At 68.4% G+C, this 17715-nt stretch carries 15 protein-coding genes; 7 read left to right on the forward strand and 8 right to left on the reverse strand.

Annotated elements, in window-relative coordinates; translation table 11 throughout:
• Positions 1 to 185 precede the first annotated feature (185 nt).
• From JUB11_RS25415 to JUB11_RS25430, 4 genes are all read right to left on the reverse strand, one after another.
• Entirely contained in the window at positions 186 to 1469 is a 1284-nt protein-coding gene (locus JUB11_RS25415) for a TRAP transporter large permease subunit (protein ID WP_207461591.1), read from the reverse strand.
• A complete protein-coding gene (locus JUB11_RS25420) occupies positions 1466 to 2008 on the reverse strand; it encodes a TRAP transporter small permease (RefSeq protein ID WP_207461592.1) in 543 nt (180 codons plus the stop codon). Before JUB11_RS25420 ends, JUB11_RS25415 begins: the two co-directional genes overlap by 4 nt.
• Before the next feature lie 109 nt (positions 2009 to 2117).
• Positions 2118 to 2855: a FadR/GntR family transcriptional regulator gene (locus tag JUB11_RS25425; RefSeq protein WP_207461593.1), complete on the reverse strand. Its 738-nt coding sequence runs from the start codon at positions 2853 to 2855 to the stop codon at positions 2118 to 2120.
• Between the two features lie 280 nt (positions 2856 to 3135).
• Positions 3136 to 4167 carry a TRAP transporter substrate-binding protein gene (locus tag JUB11_RS25430; protein WP_207461594.1) on the reverse strand — a complete coding sequence of 344 codons (1032 nt, stop codon included), beginning with the start codon at positions 4165 to 4167 and terminating at the stop codon, positions 3136 to 3138.
• A gap of 202 nt (positions 4168 to 4369) precedes the next feature.
• Here JUB11_RS25430 and JUB11_RS25435 point away from each other — a divergent pair, with 202 nt between their 5' ends.
• The 6 genes from JUB11_RS25435 to JUB11_RS25460 all read left to right on the forward strand — a co-directional run bounded on the left by JUB11_RS25435 (position 4370) and on the right by JUB11_RS25460 (position 11550).
• The gene (locus JUB11_RS25435; RefSeq protein ID WP_207461595.1) at positions 4370 to 5200 is read left to right on the forward strand and encodes a FadR/GntR family transcriptional regulator; all 831 of its coding nucleotides are present in this window, start codon (positions 4370 to 4372) and stop codon (positions 5198 to 5200) included.
• A 56-nt stretch (positions 5201 to 5256) separates the two neighbouring features.
• Entirely contained in the window at positions 5257 to 6666 is a 1410-nt protein-coding gene (locus tag JUB11_RS25440; protein WP_207461596.1) for an FAD-linked oxidase C-terminal domain-containing protein, read from the forward strand.
• 64 nt (positions 6667 to 6730) lie between these two features.
• Positions 6731 to 7720 (forward strand): D-erythronate dehydrogenase, encoded by a 990-nt coding sequence (denD, locus tag JUB11_RS25445; protein ID WP_207461597.1) that lies wholly within the window; start codon positions 6731 to 6733, stop codon positions 7718 to 7720.
• A gap of 83 nt (positions 7721 to 7803) precedes the next feature.
• Entirely contained in the window at positions 7804 to 8727 is a 924-nt protein-coding gene (locus JUB11_RS25450) for a DMT family transporter (protein WP_207461598.1), read from the forward strand.
• A gap of 195 nt (positions 8728 to 8922) precedes the next feature.
• A complete protein-coding gene (locus tag JUB11_RS25455; protein WP_207461599.1) occupies positions 8923 to 10518 on the forward strand; it encodes a hypothetical protein in 1596 nt (531 codons plus the stop codon).
• A gap of 291 nt (positions 10519 to 10809) precedes the next feature.
• On the forward strand, positions 10810 to 11550 hold the full coding sequence (locus JUB11_RS25460; protein ID WP_348771505.1) for a TerC family protein: 741 nt from the start codon (positions 10810 to 10812) through the stop codon (positions 11548 to 11550).
• Between the two features lie 44 nt (positions 11551 to 11594).
• On the opposite strand, the gene pcl is transcribed toward JUB11_RS25460, so the two are convergent.
• From pcl to JUB11_RS25475, 3 genes are all read right to left on the reverse strand, one after another.
• Positions 11595 to 12806 carry a 4-coumarate--CoA ligase gene (gene pcl, locus JUB11_RS25465; RefSeq protein WP_207461600.1) on the reverse strand — a complete coding sequence of 404 codons (1212 nt, stop codon included), beginning with the start codon at positions 12804 to 12806 and terminating at the stop codon, positions 11595 to 11597.
• 76 nt (positions 12807 to 12882) lie between these two features.
• Positions 12883 to 13272, reverse strand: a complete 390-nt coding sequence (gene pyp / locus JUB11_RS25470) for a photoactive yellow protein (RefSeq protein ID WP_247887317.1) — start codon at positions 13270 to 13272, stop codon at positions 12883 to 12885.
• Positions 13273 to 13384: 112 nt separating this feature from the next.
• Positions 13385 to 15124: a bifunctional protein-serine/threonine kinase/phosphatase gene (locus tag JUB11_RS25475; RefSeq protein WP_207461601.1), complete on the reverse strand. Its 1740-nt coding sequence runs from the start codon at positions 15122 to 15124 to the stop codon at positions 13385 to 13387.
• A 333-nt stretch (positions 15125 to 15457) separates the two neighbouring features.
• Between JUB11_RS25475 and JUB11_RS25480 the strand changes: the two genes are divergently transcribed.
• Positions 15458 to 16663 (forward strand): nitrate/nitrite transporter, encoded by a 1206-nt coding sequence (locus JUB11_RS25480; protein ID WP_207461602.1) that lies wholly within the window; start codon positions 15458 to 15460, stop codon positions 16661 to 16663.
• A gap of 18 nt (positions 16664 to 16681) precedes the next feature.
• Here the strand turns inward: JUB11_RS25480 and JUB11_RS25485 are convergent, their stop codons facing one another.
• Positions 16682 to 17614, reverse strand: coding sequence for a mechanosensitive ion channel family protein (locus tag JUB11_RS25485; protein WP_207461603.1), 933 nt, complete (start codon positions 17612 to 17614; stop codon positions 16682 to 16684).
• Positions 17615 to 17715: the final 101 nt, after the last annotated feature.

Here is a 17715-nt window from a genome sequence, read left to right on the forward strand (position 1 = left end):
TCCACGCTTCCTCCCCACGGTCGGTCGCCCTTCCGCAGTTGCGCTTCACTTCGCTCGCCGTGATCAGCTTACGATGGGACTTCCACCCATAAGAGAACGCCCATGCTGGGCGCACCATGAGAAAACCCCCGCCCCGGTTTCACGGGACGGGGGCTCCTGAACCCTCGCGATTGCGCGCCGCCGGCTTACCGGGCGGTGAACCAGGCGAGCGGGACCATGACGATGTCGGGGAACAGCACCAGCAGGAACAGCACGATGGTCTGGGCCAGCAGGAAGGGCCCGACGCCCTTCATCAGGTTGGACATGGACATGCGTCCGACGCCGCAGACCACGTTCAGCACCGTGCCGACCGGCGGGGTGATCAGGCCGATGGCGTTGTTCATGATGAACAGCACGCCGAAATAGACCGGATCGATGCCCGCCTGCTTCACGATCGGCATCAGCACCGGCACCATCAGCAGGATGGTCGGGGCGAAGTCCAGCGCGGTGCCGACGATCAGCACGATCACCATCAGCGCCAGCATCAGCAGCAGCCGGTTGTCCATGATCGGGGCCAGCAGTTCGGCGAGCTGCGCCGGAATGTTCGACGCCGTGATCAGCCAGGCCGAGATGCCCGCCGCCGCCACCAGGAACATGACCACCGCCGTCGTCTTCGCCGCCGCCAGCATCAGTCCGTAGAGGTCGGAGAGCTTCATCTCGCGGTAGATCACCAGCCCGACGAACATCGAATAGACCGCCGCGACCACCGCCGCTTCCGTCGGAGTGAAGATGCCGACCTTCAGCCCGCCGATGATCACCACTGGCAGAAGCAGCGCCCAGAAGGCCTCGCCGGTCAGGCGCAGGCGCTGCTTCAGCGGCACCTTGGGCGGCATGGTCAGGATCTCGCGCCGCGCCAGCCACCACCAGGTGCCGAGCAGAGCCACGCCCATCAGGATGCCCGGCACGATGCCCGCCAGGAACAGCTTGGTGATGGAGACCTGCCCGGCGACGCCGAAGAGGATCATGCCAATGGACGGCGGAATGACCGGCGCGATGATGCCGCCGGCCGCGATCAGGCCGCCGGACCGGTGGATGTCGTAGCCGGCCTGCCGCATCATCGGCAGGAGGATGGAGGCGAGCGCCGCCGTGTCGGCGACCGCCGAGCCGGAAAGCGAAGCCATGACGATGGCGGCGAAGACCGCGACATAGCCGAGGCCGCCGCGCATGTGGCCGACCCAGGCCAGCGCCATGGCGATGATGCGCCGGGACATGCCGCCGGCGTTCATGAACTCGCCGGCCAGCATGAAGAAGGGCACGGCGAGCAGCGGGAAGCTGTTGGCGCCGTCCCACATGTTCTGCACGACGATCTGGGCGTCGAGCATGTTCATGTGGGCCATCAGGGCGAGGCCGGAGACGATCAGGGCGAAGGAGACGGGCAGGCCCAGCGCCATGACGCCGAGCAGGCTGCCCACGAAGATGAAGATGGTCACGGCGCGGTGCCCTTCAGCGTGTTCGGGTTGACTTCGTGCATGCCCTCTTCCTCGACCTGGATCAGCTCATCCTCGGTCACGCGGCCGAGCGCCAGGCGGACGAGGTTCAGGATGCACATGATCCCGATCACGATGCCGGTGAGATAGGTGATGCCGTAAACCCAGATCATGGAGATCTCGGACACCGGCGCGTAGTTGGTCGCGTTCAGGTCGTGCTGCAGCAGCGTGCCGTAGAAGATGTACCAGCAGCAGACCAGCATGATGACCTGGTTGATCGCCCAGCAGACCTTCTTGCCCGCGCGCGGCAGCAGCCGCACCAGCGCGTCCACGCCGAGGTGCGAACCCTCGCGGAAGGCCACGATCGCGCCGATGAAGGTCAGCCACACGAACATGAAGCGCGGCAGCTCTTCCGAGATGTCGATGCCGCTGTTGAAGAAGGCGCGCAGCACGACGTTGCCGAACACCATGACCAGCATGACCGAGATGCACAGGACCAGCACCGCGTCACACAGCTTGAAGAACCAATCCACGATTTTCATAGCGCACTCCTTCCCGCGCCGGTCCGTTCCCGCGCGCCGCGCGGATCGTCCGGTCGGCGGATTCCGTCACCCGTCCGGCCCCTGGGGGCCCTGTTCCGACGTTCCGTCGTCATTGCTGCGTCCCCTGGCCGCCGCCTTCCGACAGCAGCATCATCGCCCGGCCGAGATTGGCCTGCGCCAGGGTCAGCAGATGGTGCATGGCCCGGCGCGCCCCTTCGGGATCGCGCCGGGCGATGGCCTCGGCGATGTGCCGATGCTCCTCGATGTTCTGGATGTAGCCGGTCTCGTAATGGATCGAGATCCGGAAATTGCTGCGCAGAAGCACCGCGAAGGACTGGAAGAGGCTGATCAGGAGCTGGTTGTGGGAGGCCAGGAACAGCCGCTCGTGGAACAGGATGTCCGACGCGATCGCCTTCTCGGCGTCGTGGACGTGGGTCTGCATCAGGTCGCAGGCCTCGAACAGCCGCAGCATCTCCGGGGTCGTCGCGGCGGTCGCGGCGAGTGCCGCGGCCTCCGGCTCGATGATGCGGCGCACGTCGGTCAACTCGGCCAGAAGCTGCTCGCGGATCGCCGGGTTGGCGAGCGACCAGCTCAGCACCTCCCGGTCCATCATGTTCCATCGGGTCTTGGGCTCCACGATGGTGCCGGCCCGGCGCTCCGTCCGCACGAGGCCCTTGGCGGCCAGCACCTTGACGGCCTCGCGCACGGCGTTGCGCCCGACGCGCAGCCGGCCCACCAACTCCGTCTCGGTCGGCAGCGCCTCCCCCGGGGCGTGGACGCCCGAGACGATCCACTGCCCCACGGTCAGGATGACGCTCTCCACCCGGCTCATGCCTTCCTCGGACACCGCGATTGTCCTCTCACCCGATCATCCGTGACAATGGTGGGAGTATAGCGGCTTTTTCATCCCATGAAAGCGGGTTTATCGTCCTCTCAAACAATCAGAAGGGTGAGCATCTAAAAGGCGGGGGATCGAATTGAGGCGCCTGGACGGGGTTTTGCGTCGGCACCCCGCCCTGGCCCGCAGCCATCCGGCGTGCGCCACCGCCACGGGCACACTCACGAACGAAGAAGGGCGGCGGAATTTCCGCCGCCCCCTCCGGATGCGAAACCCGTTCCGGCAGCGGTTACTGCTTGCGGATCGCGGCCAGCGTGGCGAGCATCTTGTCCACGGTCTCGCGGCCGATGCTGTCGGCGTGCTTCTCGTAGACTGCCTTGGCCTGCTCGCGCATGCGGGCCTGCTCGGCCGGGGTCAGCTCGTTGACCTCCATGCCCTCCGCCTTCAGCTTGGCGAGCGACTCGTCCGACTTGGCGCGCAGGACGCGGCGCTGCTCATCACGGCCCTGGATGGCGCATTCCTGGACGATCTGGCGCTCCTCGGGGGAGTAGCTGTCCCAGATCTTCTTCGAGAAGAGCGCCATGAAGGGCGTGTAGGCGTGCTGCGTCACCGACAGGTACTTCTGCACCTCGTAGTACTTGGAGGTGTCGATGGTGACGAAGGGGTTTTCCTGGCCGTCGATGGCCCGGGTCTCCAGCGCGGTGAAGACCTCGCCGAAGGCCATCGGCACGGCGTTGGCGCCCATGTTCTTGAAGGTGTCGAGGAAGATGTTGTTCTGCATCACGCGCATCTTCACGCCGCTGAAGTCCTCCCACTTGGTGATGGGACGGCGCGAGTTGGTCGCGTTGCGGAAGCCGTTCTCCCAGTAGGCGAGGTTCACGAGACCCAGCGCCGGCATCTTGTCGGAGATGTACTTGCCGAACTCACCGTCGAGGACCGCGTCGGCCTCCTTGGCGTTGGCGAAGAGGAACGGCAGGTCGAACACGCCGAGGTCGGGGAGGATGCCGACGAGCGGCGAGGTCGAGGTGATGACCATGTCCAGCGTGCCGCCGCGCAGGGCCTGCGTCGCCTGGAGGTCGCCGCCGAGCGCGCCGCCGTAGAAGCCCAGAACCTTGATCTTGCCGCCGGACTTCTCCGCGGCACAGGCCGCCATCTTGTTGACGCCGTTGCCGGCCGGGTGGTCCTGGTTGACGCCGTTGGAGACGCGGATGGTGCGCTCCTGGATGGCGGCGTGCGCCGGCATCACGGCCGACAGGCCGATGCCGGCGATGGTCACCAGGGCGGCCAGCGCCTTTTTCGTCACGTTCGCGCGCTTCTTCATGAGAGTTTCCCCCAATTTGGTTCGAGAGTTTCGTGTTGACCGCGTCACGGCTGGGCTGCGGCGGGTTCGGCTGCGGCGGAGGGCGGACGCCCCCAAGGAGCGCATCGCTGACCGTCAGTTGGCGCAACAATAGCCGATTGACTTCGCTTCGCCAATAACCTTTCATACAGACACGCACCGACCTGACTGATAGGTTTCCCTCATGCCGCCGGTTCCCGGGGACAGCGCCCACGCCGACAGCGGCGGGGGAACGGACATGGACGCGGGCTCTCCCTCCCCGGGACGGACGGCCCCGGCCGGGGCGCAGGCCGCAACGCATGCCGGGGCGCATGCCGGGGCGCAGAAGGGTGACGGGGTCGTTTCGCGGATCATGCAGGCGCTGATCGAACACATCCGGTCCAACGGCCTGCGGGCCGGCGACGGGCTGCCGGGGGAGACCGCCTTCGCCCAGACGCTCGGGGCCTCGCGCCCCAGCGTGCGGGAGGCCTTCCGCTCCCTCGGCTCGCTCGGGATCATCGACATCGGCAACGGCCGGCGCGCGCGCGTGTCCTCGATCAACGACGACGTGCTGGGGCTGATGCTCGACCACGCCGTCCACTGCAACCAGATCTCGGTCCAGCAGGTCTTCGACTTCCGCCGCACGATCGAGATCCGGACCGCCGGGCTGGCCGCACTCCGCCGCACGGCAAGCCAGTCCACGGACATCCTGGCGCTCACCGCGGCGATGCGGGCCGATTTCGACCGGCCGGAGCGGATGATGGAGCATGACGTGGCCTTCCACACGGCCATCGCGCGCGCCTCCTGCAACCCGATGTTCGGGCTGATGGTCGGCTCGCTGGAACCGGTGGTGCGCCAGGTCTGGCCCCTGACCTGGGGCTGCCGCCGCACGGACGAACAGCGCTTCGACCAGATCCGCATCCACGAGGCGGTGGCGCAGGCGATCTCGGCGCAGAACGCGGCCGCCGCCGAACGCGCGATGACCGACCATTTCGACAACACCATCTTCGTCCTGGCCTCCGCGGGCATGACCTGAGACGGACTCGACGCTGCACCGTTTGACCTTTGTTTTTGAATCGAATGGAGTTCGTGATGCCTGATGGTCTTCTGGAGCGCCCGGCGGCGCCGGTGGTGGCCGGTCTTCTCGCCGAACTGAAGGCGCTGCTCGGGGATCGTGCCGTGACGTCGCAGGCGGTGCGCGAGCATCACAGCCGCGGCGAAGGGCTGGCAGACGCCGTCCTGCCGGACATCGTCGTCTATCCCGAGACGAACGAGGAGGTCGCGGCGGTCGCGCGCCTGTGCAGCGCGTCCCGCGTGCCGATCGTGCCGTTCGGCGCCGGCTCCTCGCTCGAGGGGCATGTGGTGCCGCTCGCCGGCGGCGTCACCATCGACATGACCAACATGAACCGGGTGCTGGAGGTCAACGCGGACTCGCTCGACTGCCGCGTCCAGGCGGGCGTGACGCGCGAGCAGCTCAACACGGAGATCCGCGCGACCGGCCTGTTCTTCCCCATCGACCCCGGCGCCAACGCGTCCATCGGCGGCATGTCGGCGACGCGCGCCAGCGGCACGAACGCCGTGCGCTACGGCACGATGCGCGACAACGTCATGGGGCTGACGGTGGTCACGCCCGACGGGCGCATCGTCCGCACCGGCGGGCGCGCCCGCAAATCCTCCTCCGGCTACGACCTGACCCGCCTCTATGTCGGCAGCGAGGGCACGCTCGGCATCATCACGGAGATCCAGCTGCGCCTCTACGGCCTGCCGGAACAGATCACGGCGGCGGTGTGCCAGTTCCCCGACCTGACGAGCGCGGTCAACACGGTGGTCGCGGCGATGCAGATGAGCATCCCCATGGCCCGCATCGAGCTGCTGGACGACATGCAGATGCGCGCCTGCATCCGTCACTCCAAGCTGGAGGGCTATGCCGAGACGCCGACGCTGTTCCTGGAGTTCCACGGCTCCCCCGCCGCGGTGGCCGAGCAGATGGAGATGATGCAGGCCATCTCCGACGAGCATGGCGGCAGCGCCTACATCCACGCCACCCGGCCGGAGGACCGCACCCGGCTGTGGAAGGCCCGGCACGAGGTCTATTTCGCCTGCATGGCGCTGGTGCCGGGCAAGCGCGCCATGGCGACGGACGCCTGCGTGCCGATCTCGGAACTCGCCGCCTGCATCCTGGAGACCCACGCCGACGTGGCGCAGACCGGACTGGTCGCGCCCATCGTCGGCCATGTCGGCGACGGCAACTTCCACCTCAGCATCCTGTTCGACCCGAACGACCCGGACGAGTGCGCGCGCGCCGACGCGCTGTCGAAGAGGGTCAGCCTGCGCGCCATCCGCATGGGCGGCACCTGCACCGGCGAGCATGGCGTCGGCTTCCACAAGCTGGACGCCATGGAGGTCGAGCATGGCGAGGCCGTGAACCTCATGCGCGACATCAAGCGCGCGCTCGACCCCCACAACATCATGAACCCCGGCAAGACGGTGCGGCTGGCCTGACCCGGCGCCTTCGCCCCGTCCATAAACCGCGTCCCGCGCGCAAGAAGAACGGCTTGGAAGAAACATGCACATCCTGATCATCGGAGCGGCCGGCATGGTCGGCCGCAAGCTGACCGAACGTCTCGCCGCCGACGGGCGGCTCGGCAACGCGGAGGTCTCCGCCCTGACGCTGGTGGACGTCGTCGAGCCGCAGCACCCCGCCGGCTTCACGGGCGAGGTCCGGACCGAGGCGGTGGACGTCTCGGAGCCGGGCGTCGCCGAGCGTCTGATCGCCGCGCGCCCCGACGCCGTCTTCCACCTCGCCGCCATCGTGTCGGGCGAGGCGGAGGCCGATTTCGACAAGGGCTACCGCATCAACCTGGACGGCACGCGCTTCCTGTTCGACGCCATCCGGCTGGAAGGCATGAAGGCGCCCTACAAGCCGCGGGTCGTCTTCACCTCCTCCATCGCGGTGTTCGGAGCCCCCTTCCCGGAGAAGATCGGCGATGAATTCTTCAACACGCCGCTGACCAGCTACGGCACCCAGAAGGCCATCGGCGAGCTGCTGCTCTCCGACTATTCGCGGCGCGGCTTCTTCGACGGCATCGGCATCCGCCTGCCGACGATCTGCATCCGCCCCGGCGCGCCGAACAAGGCGGCCTCGGGCTTCTTCTCCAACATCCTGCGCGAGCCGCTGGTCGGGAAGGAGGCCGTCCTTCCCGTGTCGGAGGATGTCCGGCACTGGCACGCCAGCCCGCGCGCGGCGGTGGGATTCCTGCTGCACGCCGCCACCATGGATCTAGACCGGCTCGGCTGGCGCCGCAACCTGTCCATGCCCGGCCTGTCCGCCACGGTCGGCGAGCAGATCGAGGCCTTGCGCCGCGCCGCCGGCGACAAGGCCGTGGCGCTGATCCGGCGCGAGCCCGACCCCTTCATCGCGAAGATGGTCGCGGGCTGGGCGCGCGACTTCGACGCGAGCCGGGCGGCGTCGCTCGGCTTCACGGCGGAGCGCTCCTTCGACGAGATCATCCGCGTGCACATCGAGGACGAGCTGGGCGGCAGCCTGCCCGCCTGATCCCGGCCCCATCCGGTGCTGGCGGGCCGCGGCTCCAGCCACGGCCCGCCAGCACCGGTTCCCCTTCCACAGAGCAAAGTCCCATGACCGCAGCCATCGCTTCCCCGGCCTCCGACAGCCGCGCCGGCATCCTGTTCATGGTGCTGGGCATGTCGCTCTTCACCTTCAACGACGCGCTGGGCAAGTGGCTGGTCGCCGACTATTCCATCGCCGTGGTGATGGCGGTGCGCAGCCTGTTCGCGGTCGCGATCCTGATGCCCTTCGTCACCCGCCAGGGGCTGCGCCGGGTGTTCGGCGGCGGCCGCACCGGATTCCACCTGCTGCGCGTCGCCTGCGTGACGGGGGAGATGGGCCTGTTCTATCTCGCGGTGCGACACCTGCCGCTCGCCAACGTCATGACGATCTACATGGCCGCACCGCTGATGGTGACGGCGCTGTCGGTCGTGCTGCTGCGGGAGAAGGTCGGCTGGCGGCGCTGGGCCGCCGTTCTGGTCGGCTTCGGCGGAGTGGTGATGGTGCTGAACCCGACCGGCGACTTCGAGCTGATGCCGTCGCTGATCGCGCTGCTCGGCACCTTCGTCTTCTCGGTGGGTTTGATCACCACCCGGATGCTGCGCGAATCCTCAAGCCTGACGCTCGTCAGCTACCAGACCTTCGGCGCCCTCTTCGCCGGCGGCGTCGCCCTGCCGGTGGCCTGGACGCCGCCCGCGACCATGACGGACTTCCTGCTGCTGGGACTGCTGGGCGTGGTCGCGCTGAGCGCGCATGTGGCGATGAACCGCTCGCTCCAGATCAGCCCGGCCGCCGTGGTGGTGCCTTTCCAGTATGTGTCCATCGTCTGGGCGGTGGCGCTCGACCTGCTGGTCTGGGGCACCGCGCCCACCGCCCGCATGCTGCTGGGTGCCGCCGTGATCATCGGCAGCGGTCTCTTCATCTTCTACCGCGAACAGGCCGTCCAGCAGGGTGCCGCCGCCGAGGCCGGCGCCAGCCCGAGCCGGGAAACCTGAGGGCGGGCATCGCGCAAAGGCCGGGCGGCAGGCAAGCCCGGCCGGCATTGCGGATGCGCACCGGACTTCAAAGAGGATTGTCACAAATTTTAGGAAAATGATCGGCAACATAGCCTGCGTGATCGGCTACATCTGGTGGCGCGCGGGACGCACCGCCACGGTGCGCGCCGCCTCCTCATTCGGGCGGAACACGGAATGCCGAATACTCCGGTGCAAGGCGATGTGCGGGCTGCGGCCATTCCCGGCCCTGGTCCTTCCCTGTCCCTCGCCGGCCTGCGCGCCGATCCGGATGGCGGCCTGAAGCGCGTGTCGGACGCGCTGGCGCCGATGAACCACTGGCAGAAGCTGCACCTGTACCGGATGATCCGCGGCGGCTGCCTGGAGGAGATGACCGAGCCCGTCGCGAAGCTGCTGGTGGAGATGATCAACGGCCGCCGTTCCGAGCATGCGCGGCGGCTCTGGACGGGCTGGTTCGATCCGCTGCTCGTCCGCGACGATGCCGTGCTGCACAGCGGGGTGCGGCTCCCCGGATGCCTGCATCTCGCCGACCTCGGCGCTTGGTGGTTCGCGCTGTCCAGCCGCATGGAACCCCAGGTCCGGCACGTCCAGCAGGCCGTCACCCGCCTGTCCAGGGAGCAGCCGCTCAACGAGATCTTCGACTCCCCCCTGGCCTGGGGCTGGGCCGAGGAGCTGCGGCAGGGCAGCCTCGCCGTGCTGGCCGGGCTGCGCGCCCGCCCGGCCGAGGCCGGCGCGGTGCTGGCGGAGGTCACGGGCTACCGCGCGCAGCTTCTCAGGCAGGAGGGCATCCGCCAGCGCGACGATGTGGCGCGGTCCGACATCGCGGTGATCGAAATCGCCCTTGAGGCGGCGCCGGCCTGGCGTGCCCGCCCGCCCGGCGGCCTTCACGGGGAGGACCCGGTGGACGCGGCGCGCGGCATGGCCGGGGACGGCTCCTGCGGCCCAATGGGTGCCGCCCTGTTCGCGCTGGCCGCGCTGCACCGCAGGGATGAGCCGGCGCTGGGCGCCCGGCTGCACGAGGCCTTTCCCCTGCCAGTCGTCCGGGACGGCATCACCGGGCGCCTGCTCCTCGCCGCCGAAACCCTGCGGGCCGCGCTGCACGCCCGCTCCCTCGCCCCGGCCGGAGCGGCCGCCGTTGATCCGGGTGCCGACGGCCCGGCGGTGCCGTTGAAGCGCTTCCTGGACTGGCATGATCTCGTCCGCAGGCTGGAGCCGGTTGCCGGCGACCGTGAGCGCGCCCTGGTCAGTCAGGCCCTGCGCGAACTGGGCAACACCGTCCATGAGGGCCTCGTGCCCGCGCTGTCGCGACAGCTGGCCGCGCTGACGGCGCACGGCATGCCCGAACCGCTGATCGAACAGGTCGGGTTCGTCAACGACGTCCAGGCGCAGTTCGCGCAGCGGGGAATCCTCTCTCCGGGCAAAGTCTGGCGGGCCGAGGACGGCGGCCATGTCGCGGCGGCCTTCCGGCAGGTCGCGGCGGTCGGAACGGCGGAGGCGCTAGGACAGCTCTCCCGGCTCGCCCGGCTGGCCGACATGCTGGACACCCCCATCGAGATCACCGCCCGGGACAGATCGCTGGCGAGCCTCGTGGAGGTCGCCCTGCGCCGGAGCCGGACCTTCGATGCCCTGGAAGCCGCCCTCGTCGGCCGGGTGATCGAAGTGTCACGGGCCGAGCGCAAGCGCGGCAAATGGTGGCTGTCGCGCGAACTGATCGGCTTGCTGGAAGCGGCCGATCAGTTCGCCGGATCCCCGGCGCTGCTTTCGCGAAATTAGCGGCCCTCGGGCGAGGGTGAGAGAGGATGAACAGGCACGCACGCTTTTCCGGAAATGCGTTTTTCGGAAAACAGGGGTCTTGAAAGAGCAGCCGCTTGGCACCAAGTCCCTGTTGCTTGGATCCGGGCCCCTCTGGCGACTTAGACGTGGTCGCGATGTCGGATCTCTTCACCTGCTCTTGCGCCGACGGGCGTAACCGCACTTGGAGGGACCGATGCACTCATCGCCCCAGAACCATTCCGTCTCCTGTCCCACAGCGATTCCGTTCATGACCGGTCGTGAGGCTGTGCAGTGACCGAGTATCTGATCGCTCTCGCCTCCGACCCCGCCGCCTGGGCGGCGCTCCTGACGCTGATCGCGATGGAAGTCGTGCTCGGCATCGACAACCTCATCTTCATCTCGATTCTGACGAACAAGCTGCCGGAGCACCAGCGGGAGAGGGCCCGCCGCATCGGCATCGGCATGGCGTTGCTCCTGCGGCTCGGCCTGCTCGGCACCATCGCCATCATCGTGCAGCTGACCGAACCGGTGATCAGCGTGTTCGGCCAGGGTCTCTCCTGGCGCGACCTGATCCTCATCGCGGGCGGCCTGTTCCTGGTCTGGAAGGCCACCAAGGAAATCCACCACAACGTCGACCACAACCCGGCACCGGACGTCTTCGACCGCAAGACCGCGTCGCTGGGCTTCGCCGCGGCCATCGGCCAGATCCTGGTGCTCGACCTCGTCTTCTCGATCGACAGCATCATCACGGCGGTCGGCATGACCGACCATGTCGTGATCATGGTCATCGCCGTGCTGGTCACCGTGGCCGTAATGCTCTTCGCCGCGACGCCGATGGCGAACTTCATCAACGCGAACCCGACGGTCGTGATGCTGGCGCTCGGCTTCCTGCTGCTGATCGGCACGACCCTGATCGCCGAGGGCTTCGGCGCCCATGTGCCCAAGGGCTACATCTACGCGGCCATGGCCTTCTCCGCCCTCATCGAGGGGCTGAATCTCCTGTCGCGCCGCGCCAAGCGCAAGGCGGAGTAACGGCCGGGCCATCGCGGCCCGGCTGAGTCAGAAGGCGGCGGACCTCACCAGTCCGCCGCCTTTCCCATTGCGTTGACGGGCAGCGCAGCACCAAAGGCGAAGGCACGCGGGCGTTCCGGAGAGGAGAGGTGCTCGTCGACCCAAGCGGTCAGGCTGGCGCGCAGTTCCTCCTCCGGCTCGGCCGCGCTCGGCACGATGAAGGCCTTCAGCCGCTCGCCCTCTTCCGGCCGCATCAGCCGGACGCGCGCCTCGGACACGGCGGGATGGCGGGAGAGGATCTCCGCCACGCGGTCGGGGAAGACGTTGATGCCGCCGACCTGAACCGCCCCGTCCCGCCGTCCCTTGACCTGGAAGCGCCGCGCGTCGAGCCAATCCAGATGGTCGCTGAGGAGGTGGCGCTCCGGGCGGCCCCGGCTGTCCAGCCGGACCAGACCGTCCGGCACCGCCGGATCCTGTTCCCAATGGGGGAAGAGCGTGAAGGAGGAACCGGGCGCCAGACGCCATCCAACGCCCCCCGTTTCCGACGAGCCGTAGATCTCGACCAGCCGCCCGAGGCCGCAGAGCGCCAGCGCGTCGGCGGTGCCGGCCGGCAGAGGCGCCGTCGAACTCGTGCCCTCCACGTCCGGGGCGAAGCGCACGGAAAGCGGCAGCAGCTTCCAGTAGGAGGGGAAGCCGACGATGAGGTCGCCCGGCTCGGCGATGCGGGCCAGCGCCGCCGGACCGCGCGAGCGCACGTCGACGACCGGAATGCCGAGCCGGCGGGGCAGCAGCACCGTGAAGAGGAAGCCGTAGATGTGGTGCGAGGGCACGGTGGACAGGATGCGGCGGCGCCCGGCGAACAGCACCTCCAGCGCGTCCACTTCCTGCTCCAGGATGGAGATGTCATGGGTGCAGGGCTTGGCGGCGCCGGTGCTGCCGGACGTCCGGAAGGTCAGGCGCCGGCAGCCCCGCCGCAGCCCCTCGATCACCAGATCCGCCCATTCCCCCAGCGTGGTGCGGACGAGGAGATAGTCCTCGATCCCGCAGTCCTGGAGGTTGAAGCGCTGGGCGACCGCGGTCGCCAGCGCCAGAAGCTCCAGGGAATCCGCGCCGATGCCACCCGGCCTCGGCGCCGTCACCGAGGTCTCCGCCCCCCAGCCCGGCCCGAAGGACGCGGCACCGCCCGGCCGGAGGCTCTTCAGCTCTTCGGTCAGAAGGTCGTTGAGGACGCGGACGGCGGCCTCGCGGTCCAGGAAGGACGGCGCCTTGGCGAGCATCTCGGTGTCTCCACTCTTGCCGGTGGGGTTGCGGGGCACGGTCGTGAACGGGTGGGCTGGAGGATGGGCCGGGGCGTCAGAGGCGCTTCACGAAGACCCAGTAGCTGTCGCCGATCAGGGCCTTCTTCATGTGCACCTTCACCTTCGTCGGCTTCATGTTGTAGTCGAAGGTGTATTCGATCATCGTGTTCAGGTCGCCCGACGCGACACCCTTGTCGAAGGCGCCCTTGAAGGCCGGGGTGTTGGTGCAGGGCGCCACTTCGGTGAAGAAGTTCTTGCCCAGCACCTGGCCGGGCTGGCGGCCGGTGATCTGGCCTTCCATGAGGTTGTACTGGAGGATCGTCCCCTTGGCGTCGAGCTGGATCGCGCCGAAGGCCAGCTTGTCGATCTCCGCCTTGGACATCTTGGACACGGCGTTCTGGATGTCGGATTTGCCGAACTCGACCAGTTCCATGGTACCGCTCATGACCCGCACTCCCTGTGATGTGTTGTGCGATTAAGTACGAGCCACCTACCCGAACGGATGAGCTATTACTCCAAGAAAAAGGGCATAGTTGAGGCGCCCCGCGGAAACTCCCTCAATCGCCCAACAGGGCCGCGATGAGCGCGAGCAGAAGCAGCAGGCAGAGGATCTGCCAGAAGCGGACGGGGTCGCGGTCGTAGAGCGGCACACGCCGCACGATGACCGGGCGGCCACGCGCCAGCCCGTTCTCCAGCTCCAGCGCGAACTCGATCACGTCGCCGAAGCGGTCCTTCGGGTCCGCCGCCGTGGCCCGCGCCAGCAGGAGGTCGAGCCAGGCCGGCAGGTCGGGCCGGTGGCGCGACAGGGGAGCGGCCTTCGTGAAGCGCGGCCGGCTGAAGGGCTCCACCTCGCCGTAGGGATAGGCGCCGCTGAAGGCGCGGTAGACGGTGACGCCCAGCGCGTAGAGGTCGGTCAGCTCGTCGCCGCCCTCCCCCCGGAACAGCTCCGGCGCCATGAAGCTGGGCGTGCCGGGAATGTCGGCAACGGGGAAATCCTCGACCTGCGGCAGGCGCACCACGCCGAGGTCGATCAGCTTCAGCCCGCCGTCCCGCTGGAGGATGACGTTGTCCGGCTTGATGTCGCGGTGGATGATGCCGGCCCGGTGGAGGGCGCTCACCGCGCGGGAGAGCTTGATGGCGATCTCCACCCCTTCCTGGAGCGGCAGGCGCGGCTTGCGGCGCAGCCGCTGTTCCAGCGTCTCGCCCTCGTAATAGGGCATCAGCGAATAGAGGCAGGAGGGCCGCTCGACCGGCGGCTCGATCAGCTCGCCGACCCAGGGGCTGTGCACGCGCGCCGCCACCCAGGCCTCGCGGATGAAGGCCATGCGGTAGGTCGCGTCCGCCGCGACGGCGGGCTGCGGAAACTTGATGACCGCCGCGCGCCCGTCCACCGGCTCAGCCAGACGGAAGAGCCGGCTGTAGCGCCCTTCCGACAGCAGCGGCCCGAGGGTGAGGCCGTCCACCCGGTCGCCGCTGGATGGCGGCGGATCCTGGATCGGCAGCGACGCCATGGTGACCTCCAGCTCCTCCTGCGCGATGGCGGGGAGCCCGACCACGTCCAGCACGATGGCGCTGCTGTTGTCGGCGCTGCCGGCGCCGAGCGCCGCCTCCACCAGCTCGCGCGCGGCCTCCTCCGGTGCCGAGCGCCGCAGCAGCAGGTCCCGGATGGCGCCGTCATCGAGCGCGCCGTGCACCCCGTCGCTGCAGATCAGGAAACGGTCGTGCGGGCGCAAGGTCAGCGCCAGATGGTCGAGCCGCACGGCTTCCTCGATCCCGATGGCGCGGTAGAGCACGTGGGACAGGTTCGGGTTCCTGAGGGTGTGGTCCTCCGTCAGGCGGGTGAGCCGTCCCTCGCTCAGCCGGTAGACGCGGCTGTCGCCGACATGCAGCACATGCGCCTTGCGCCCCGCCAGGACGAGGGCCGCGAAGGTGCAGGAGGCGTTCTCCATCTCCGGGTCGCTGCGCCCCTGGGCGACGATCCAGCGGTTGACCGCCTCGATGGCCGCCGCGGCCGCGCGCTGGACGCCAAGCGTCTCGGGCTGGGCGTAATAGCCTTCGATGAAGCTGCGGATGGTCAGCTCGGCGGCAACGCGTCCGCCCTTGGCACCGGCCACCCCATCGGCCAGCGCCGCGACGATGCCCTGGCGCGCGCGCTGGCCCGGCGTGCCGAGGCAGACGCCGAGGTAATCCTCGTTGCGCGGGCGCTTGCCCGTCTCGCTGAGGAAGCCGAACTGGACCCGGAGCTGGCTGGAGGGCAGCTGGCTGGAGGAGAGGGCGTTCACGTCATCGATCCTCATTCAACCGGCGGCCCTGAATGCACGAAATCCGATCAAAAATCCAGCGATTGGACAAGCTGGCTAATTCTTGATCATTCTTCGGCACCCCAGGCCCTTCGGCCTAACGTTGCTTTCCGACCTCATCCTTAGGAATGAGTCCACTCATTCCTAAGGCTCTGCACGGTTCGGGCCAGCCGCGGGTGCCCTCATCCCGCGCAAAGGGGTGATCGGGCGCATCCTGGCATGACCGGTGCAGGGAAGACCGCGGCTGCGAACGCATGTCCCGCCCGCCTCCACGCCTCGAGCGAAGCGGAGGCGGGGAGAACGCCCCGCTTCCTGGTAGCGAGATCTGTCATGCAAACGAGTTTCTGGAAGGCCGGACACCCGCCCACCCTCCTCTCCGCGTTCCTCTATTTCGACATGAGCTTCATGGTCTGGGTCCTGCTTGGGCCTCTGGCCGTGCAGATCGCGGCGGACCTGTCGCTCAGCCCGGCCCAGCGCGGGCTGATGGTCGCCACCCCCGTCCTGTCCGGTGCGCTGCTGCGCTTCGTCATGGGGCTGCTGGTGGACCGGATCGGTCCGAAGGCCACCGGACTGTTCGGGCAGGTGCTGGTCATCGCGGCGCTGGCGCTCGCCTGGGGCTTCGGGGTGGACAGCTTCACGCAAGTGATGCTGCTGGCGGTCTTCCTCGGCGTCGCCGGCGCCTCCTTCGCGGTGGCGCTGCCGCTCGCCTCGCGCTGGTACCCGCCGGAGCATCAGGGAACGGCGCTCGGCATCGCCGGAGCCGGCAACTCGGGCACGGTCTTCGCGGCACTCTTCGCGCCGACGCTGGCCGCCTGGTACGGCTGGGGCAACGTGTTCGGCATCGTGCTGCTGCCGCTCGTCGGCACCCTCCTGGTCTTCGCCCTGGTCGCCAAGGACAGCCCCGACGCACCGCCGCCCAAGACCATGAAGCAGTATCTGGCGGTCTTCCGCGAGGCGGACGCCTGGTGGTTCATGTTCTTCTACAGCGTGACCTTCGGCGGCTTCGTCGGGCTGGCCTCCTCGCTGACGATCTATTTCAGCGACGAATACGGCCTCAGCCCCGTGATGGCGGGCTACTTCACGGCGGCCTGCGTCTTCTGCGGCTCCATGATGCGGCCGCTCGGCGGGATGATGGCCGACCGCGTCGGCGGCATCCGCTCGCTCAGCGTCATGTACGCCGTGGCCGCGGCCTTCCTGATGCTGGTGAGCGTGCGGCTGCCCGAATCCTGGATGGCGCTGGTCGCCTTCGCCTGCGCCATGCAGGCGCTGGGCATGGGCAATGGTGCGGTGTTCCAGCTCGTGCCCCAGCGCTTCCGCAAGGAGATGGGCGTCATGACCGGGCTGGTCGGCATGGCCGGCGGCATCGGCGGCTTCTATCTCGCCTCCAGCCTCGGCCTGTCGAAGCAGTGGTTCGGCACCTACCAGATGGGGCTGCTGATCTTCGCGGGACTGGCGCTCGTGGCGCTGGCCGGCCTCTTCATGGTGAAGAGCCGCTGGCGCACCACCTGGGGTGCGGCGACCGTCGCCCGCGTGTGAGGCAGCTCCTTATCCGGCTTACGAGACGGCGCGCGGCCCCCCGCGCGCCGTCTCCTGTTTGCGGGGCTCGTCCCGCCCGGCCCCCTCCCGTCCGGTCTCGTCCCGCGCCAGGGCGACCGGCTCCTTGAAGGTGAGGGTGCGGTAGGGGAAGGGAATCTCGATCCCCGCCTCGTCCAGCGCCCGCTTCACCGACGCCACAACCTCGTCGCGGGAGCGGCGGATGTCCACCGGCTTGGCGCCCGTCCACCAGGTCACCTCGAAGTCGATGCTGCTCTCGCCGAAGGCCTTGGCGAAGATCTGCACGGGCTGGTCCTTGCGCACGGTCGGCAGCCCCTCCACCGCCCCCCGGATGACCTCGCGCGCCCGGTCCACGTCCTCGCCATAGCCGACGCCGCACATGACGGTGGTGCGGCGGCGGTCGAGGTCGGTCAGGACGCGCACCGGCTGGCGGTAGAGCATGGCGTTGGGCATCACCACGCGCTGCCCGTCGGTCTGGCGGATGTGGGTGTCACGGATGGTGATCTCCTCCACCCGCCCTTCGATCCCGTCGCAGTCGATGTAGTCGTCCAGCCGGAAGGGCTCGCGGTAGAGGATCAGGATGCCGGCGATGAAGTTCTCCAGTATGTCCTTGAAGGCGAAGCCGATGGCGATGGAGCCGAGCCCCAGCGCCGTCACCACGCGGGCCGGCGTCACGCTGGGAAAGGCGATGGTCGCGGCGATCATCAGCCCGCCCATCCAGATGCTGATGGCGACCAGCATTTCCAGCACCTCGGCCAGCGACCGGCGCATGCGCGTGCGGCCCAGCTCGCGCGTCATCACCCGCTTCCCCACGCGCGACAGGAACCAGGTCGCCACCAGAACGGCAAGCGCCACCAGGATCTGCGGCAAGGTGCGGAGGAAATCGGCGAAGAACTGAAAGATCTGGTTTTCGAGGATGACTTCCGGATTCACGCCCGTCTCCGTTTCCGTTGTGGTGAGAGAACAGGCGAATGGCTCTCCTGGTTCAGGCCCGTGATCCACGACGCCCATGAAACGGCCTTTTCCGCCTTGAA

This window comes from Azospirillum sp. SYSU D00513 (assembly GCF_017356015.1).
GTDB lineage: Bacteria > Pseudomonadota > Alphaproteobacteria > Azospirillales > Azospirillaceae > Azospirillum.

Bases quoted from the DNA above. Each gene is read 5' to 3' on its own strand.
- JUB11_RS25420 (WP_207461592.1), bottom strand. From the start codon at position 2,008: ATGAAAATCGTGGATTGGTTCTTCAAGCTGTGTGACGCGGTGCTGGTC.
- JUB11_RS25430 (WP_207461594.1), bottom strand. From the start codon at position 4,167: ATGAAGAAGCGCGCGAACGTGACGAAAAAGGCGCTGGCCGCCCTGGTG.
- JUB11_RS25435 (WP_207461595.1), top strand. From the start codon at position 4,370: ATGCCGCCGGTTCCCGGGGACAGCGCCCACGCCGACAGCGGCGGGGGA.
- JUB11_RS25440 (WP_207461596.1), top strand. From the start codon at position 5,257: ATGCCTGATGGTCTTCTGGAGCGCCCGGCGGCGCCGGTGGTGGCCGGT.
- denD (WP_207461597.1), top strand. From the start codon at position 6,731: ATGCACATCCTGATCATCGGAGCGGCCGGCATGGTCGGCCGCAAGCTG.
- JUB11_RS25450 (WP_207461598.1), top strand. From the start codon at position 7,804: ATGACCGCAGCCATCGCTTCCCCGGCCTCCGACAGCCGCGCCGGCATC.
- JUB11_RS25455 (WP_207461599.1), top strand. From the start codon at position 8,923: ATGCCGAATACTCCGGTGCAAGGCGATGTGCGGGCTGCGGCCATTCCC.
- pcl (WP_207461600.1), bottom strand. From the start codon at position 12,806: ATGCTCGCCAAGGCGCCGTCCTTCCTGGACCGCGAGGCCGCCGTCCGC.
- pyp (WP_247887317.1), bottom strand. From the start codon at position 13,272: ATGAGCGGTACCATGGAACTGGTCGAGTTCGGCAAATCCGACATCCAG.
- JUB11_RS25475 (WP_207461601.1), bottom strand. From the start codon at position 15,124: ATGAGGATCGATGACGTGAACGCCCTCTCCTCCAGCCAGCTGCCCTCC.
- JUB11_RS25480 (WP_207461602.1), top strand. From the start codon at position 15,458: ATGCAAACGAGTTTCTGGAAGGCCGGACACCCGCCCACCCTCCTCTCC.